Annotated in this window: 4 protein-coding genes; 2 read left to right on the top strand and 2 right to left on the bottom strand. The window is 64.3% G+C overall.

The window, feature by feature from the left end:
• Positions 1-27: 27 nt before the first annotated feature.
• Complete coding sequence (locus NP534_RS26060) at positions 28-1,170, bottom strand: patatin-like phospholipase family protein (protein ID WP_274100636.1); 1,143 nt, start codon at positions 1,168-1,170, stop codon at positions 28-30.
• Between the two features lie 25 nt (positions 1,171-1,195).
• Entirely contained in the window at positions 1,196-2,131 is a 936-nt protein-coding gene (locus NP534_RS26055; protein WP_274100635.1) for a lipid A biosynthesis lauroyl acyltransferase, read from the bottom strand.
• Positions 2,132-2,242: 111 nt separating this feature from the next.
• Here NP534_RS26055 and minC point away from each other — a divergent pair, with 111 nt between their 5' ends.
• On the top strand, positions 2,243-2,995 hold the full coding sequence (minC, locus tag NP534_RS26050; protein ID WP_274100634.1) for a septum site-determining protein MinC: 753 nt from the start codon (positions 2,243-2,245) through the stop codon (positions 2,993-2,995).
• Positions 2,996-3,095: 100 nt separating this feature from the next.
• Positions 3,096-3,908: a septum site-determining protein MinD gene (minD, locus tag NP534_RS26045; protein WP_033700734.1), complete on the top strand. Its 813-nt coding sequence runs from the start codon at positions 3,096-3,098 to the stop codon at positions 3,906-3,908.
• The last annotated feature ends 12 nt before the right edge of the window (positions 3,909-3,920 follow it).

The raw sequence follows: 3,920 nt of genomic DNA, 5'->3' as shown, positions 1-3,920 counted from the left end.
TCCGCGAAGAGGCCAGCACTGCCTCCATCAAATCCCCAGAAACTGCTCCAGCTCGCGCCGCTTGACCAAGGCATCGCGCCGCCCCAGCTCGATCAGCTCACTGCAGTAACTGGCCTCGAACAGCAGGTAGCTCAACACCCCAGCCCCGCTGGTACGCGTCGCCCCCGGCCCACGCAGGAACAGCCGCAATGGCGCTGGCAGTTCACGCCGGTGGCGTGCCGCGATTTCGTCCAGCGGCTGGCTGGGCGCCACCACCAGAACCTCTACCGGCGCCAGCCCCAGGCGCCGTGCATCGAGGTGGGCAGGCAGCAGGTGGCTCAGGTGATTGAGGCGCTGGAGCAGTTCGATGTCGTCTTCCAGGCTGTCGATGAAGGTGCTGTTGAGCATGTGCCCGCCAATCTGCGCCAGGCTCGGTTGCTGACCACTGAACACGCGCTGGGTAGGCAGCGGCGGCGACGGCCGCTGCGGGTTGCCGCTAACCCCGACCACCAGCACCCGGCTGGCCCCCAGGTGCAAGGCCGGGCTGATTGGCGCCGACTGGCGAACCGCGCCATCACCGTAATACTCATCCCCCAGCCTGACCGGCGCGAACAGCAGCGGGATCGCCGCACTGGCCAGCAGGTGGTCGATGCTCAACGGTGTCGGTACGCCGATACGCCGGTGGCGCAACCAGGCATCAATGGTGCCCCGCCCTTGGTAGAAGGTCACCGCCTGGCCGGACTCGTAGCCGAATGCAGTCACTGCGACAGCGCGTAGCTGTTCGCTGGCCAGGGCGTGGCCGATGCCGTCCAGGTTCAGTTGCGCCTGCAACAGGGCGCGCAGCGGGCTGCTGTCGAGCAGTGCCACCGGCGCCTGGCCGCCCAGGCCCAGCAGGCTGTGGCCGACGAAACGGCTGGCCTGGCGGACCACCCCCGGCCAGTCACTGCGCAGCACCCGGTGGCTGCGCAAGTTCTGCCAGAACGCGGTGAGGTTCTGCACGGTGTCGGTAAAGCGGGTGGCGCCGCTGGCCAGGGTGACCGCATTGATGGCGCCGGCCGAAGTGCCGACGATGACCGGGAAGGGATTGGGCGCGCCGGGTGGCAGCAGTTCGGCGATGCCGGCCAGTACGCCGACCTGATAGGCGGCGCGGGCGCCGCCGCCTGAGAGGATCAGGCCGGTGGTTGGGGACATCGATGCCTCACTGACCGCTCAAAGATCACCGCTTTTTCTTGTCGTACAGCCGGGGCGCCCCTTCGGGCCGCGACTTGAAGCGCCGGTGCGCCCACAAGTATTGCTCGGGGCACTCGCGTAATACGCCTTCGATCCACTGGTTGATGCGCAGGCAGTCCGCCTCTTCGCTTTCCCCTGGGAAATCTGCCAGGGGCGGGTGAATCACCAAACGATAGCCGCTGCCGTCTTCGAGGCGCTTCTGGGTAAACGGGATGACCTGCGCCTTGCCCAAACGGGCGAACTTGGTAGTGGCGGTGACGGTCGCTGCCGGGATGCCGAACAGCGGCACGAACAGGCTCTGCTTGGCACCGTAGTCCTGGTCTGGCGCGTACCAGATCGCCCGGCCGGAACGCAGCAGCTTGAGCATGCCGCGCACGTCCTCACGCTCCACCGCCAGCGAGTCGAGGTTATGCCGCTCACGGCCGCTGCGCTGGATGAAGTCGAACAGCGGGTTACCGTGCTCACGGTACATGCCATCGATGGTGTGTTGCTGGCCCAACAGCGCGGCGCCGATTTCCAGGGTGGTGAAGTGCACGGCCATCAGAATCGCGCCCTGCCCTGCCTGCTGGGCTGCCTGCAGGTGCTCGAGGCCTTCGATATGGGCCAAGCGCGCAAGCCTGGCCTTGGGCCACCACCAACTCATGGCCATTTCGAAGAAGGCGATACCGGTGGAGGCGAAATTGGCCTTCAACAAACGCCGCCGTTCGTCGACAGACAGCTCCGGGAAGCACAGCTCCAGGTTGCGCGCGGCAATGCGTCGACGCTCACCGGCCAGCCGGTACATCAGCGCGCCCAGGGCGCTTCCGAGCCACAGCAAGGCCCGGTACGGCAACTGGACCACCAGCCACAGCAGGCCCAGGCCCAGCCACAGGCCCCAGAATCGTGGGTGGAGGAAATAGGGACGAAAACGCGGGCGTTCCATTGAAGCTTCCGGAAAGACAAAGGCCGCGCATTCTACAACGGATCAGCGCATGTTGCGGGCAACGGGTGTTCTCGTTATAAGTCAGGGCACTTTTTTCGCAACAAGCCGTCTATGCAGACCATGAGCCTAAACCAGACCCCCGACACCGCCTCCGTGTTCCAGCTCAAGGGCAGCATGCTCGCCATCACTGTGCTGGAACTGGCGCGCAATGACCTTGAAGCCCTTGACCGCCAACTGGCGGCCAAAGTCGCCCAGGCGCCCAACTTCTTCAGCAACACGCCGCTGGTGCTGGCGCTGGACAAGCTGCCGGCCAGCGAAGGCGCGATCGACCTGCCCGGCCTGATGCGTATCTGCCGCCATCATGGCCTGCGTACCCTGGCGATCCGCGCCAACCGCATCGAAGACATCGCCGCGGCGATCGCCATCGACCTGCCGGTACTACCGCCGTCCGGTGCACGCGAGCGGCCGCTGGAGCCAGAGCCTGAGGTGAAGCAGCCCGAGCCAGCCCCGGCGCCTGCGGCCGAGCCACAGGTGCGCCCGACGCGCATCATCACTGCGCCGGTGCGTGGCGGCCAGCAGATCTACGCTCAGGGTGGCGACCTGGTGGTGACCGGTTCGGTCAGCCCGGGTGCGGAACTTCTGGCCGATGGCAACATCCATGTGTACGGCGCCATGCGCGGGCGTGCCCTGGCGGGCATCAAGGGCAACACCAAAGCGCGCATCTTCTGCCAGCAGATGACTGCGGAAATGGTCTCGATCGCTGGCCAGTACAAGGTCTGCGAAGACCTGCGCCGCGACCCGCTGTGGGGCTCCGGCGTGCAAGTCAGCCTGTCCGGTGACGTGTTGAACATCACCCGTCTTTAACGGATACTTGCCGTCATTTTTAGAGCAACTTTTTTACCTGTTGCCGTTTTTTTGCATATTGCTGGGACACCTGTCCCAACTTATTTAGGGGTGAAACACCTTGGCCAAGATTCTCGTCGTTACTTCCGGCAAGGGGGGTGTGGGCAAGACCACCACCAGCGCCGCCATCGGCACCGGCCTCGCTCTGCGCGGCCACAAGACGGTCATCGTCGACTTCGACGTCGGCCTGCGTAACCTCGACCTGATCATGGGCTGCGAGCGCCGCGTGGTGTATGACTTCGTCAACGTAGTCAACGGCGAAGCCAACCTGCAGCAGGCCCTGATCAAGGACAAGCGCCTCGAGAATCTGTACGTGCTGGCCGCCAGCCAGACCCGTGACAAGGACGCGCTGACCCAGGAAGGCGTCGAGAAAGTGCTGATGGAGCTCAAGAAAGACTTCGAGTACGTCATCTGCGACTCCCCGGCCGGTATCGAAAAAGGTGCGCACCTGGCGATGTATTTCGCCGACGAAGCCATTGTCGTAACCAACCCTGAGGTTTCCTCGGTACGTGACTCGGACCGCATGCTGGGCATTCTGTCGAGCAAGTCGCGCCGCTCCGAGAACGGCGAAGAGCCGATCAAGGAACACCTGCTGATCACCCGCTACCACCCCGAGCGCGTCGAAAAAGGCGAAATGCTGAGCATCGACGACGTTACCGACATCCTGGCGATCAAACTCAAGGGCGTGATCCCCGAGTCCCAGGCAGTGCTCAAGGCTTCCAACCAGGGCATCCCGGTCATCCTCGACGACCAGAGCGATGCCGGCCAGGCCTATAGCGACACCGTCGACCGCTTGCTGGGCAAAGAAAAGCCCCTGCGGTTCATCGAAGTGCCGAAGCAAGGATTCTTCGCGCGCCTGTTTGGAGGCAAGTAAACCATGAACCTT

The organism is Pseudomonas sp. 39004 (genome assembly GCF_028682155.1).
Taxonomy (GTDB): Bacteria; Pseudomonadota; Gammaproteobacteria; order Pseudomonadales; family Pseudomonadaceae; genus Aquipseudomonas; species Aquipseudomonas capeferrum.
This window is presented reverse-complemented; position numbering and strand designations above follow the sequence as displayed.

Excerpts from the sequence above, each read along its gene's own strand:
- NP534_RS26055 (WP_274100635.1), bottom strand. The coding sequence starts at position 2,131 with ATGGAACGCCCGCGTTTTCGTCCCTATTTCCTCCACCCACGATTCTGG.
- NP534_RS26060 (WP_274100636.1), bottom strand. The coding sequence starts at position 1,170 with ATGTCCCCAACCACCGGCCTGATCCTCTCAGGCGGCGGCGCCCGCGCC.
- minC (WP_274100634.1), top strand. The coding sequence starts at position 2,243 with ATGCAGACCATGAGCCTAAACCAGACCCCCGACACCGCCTCCGTGTTC.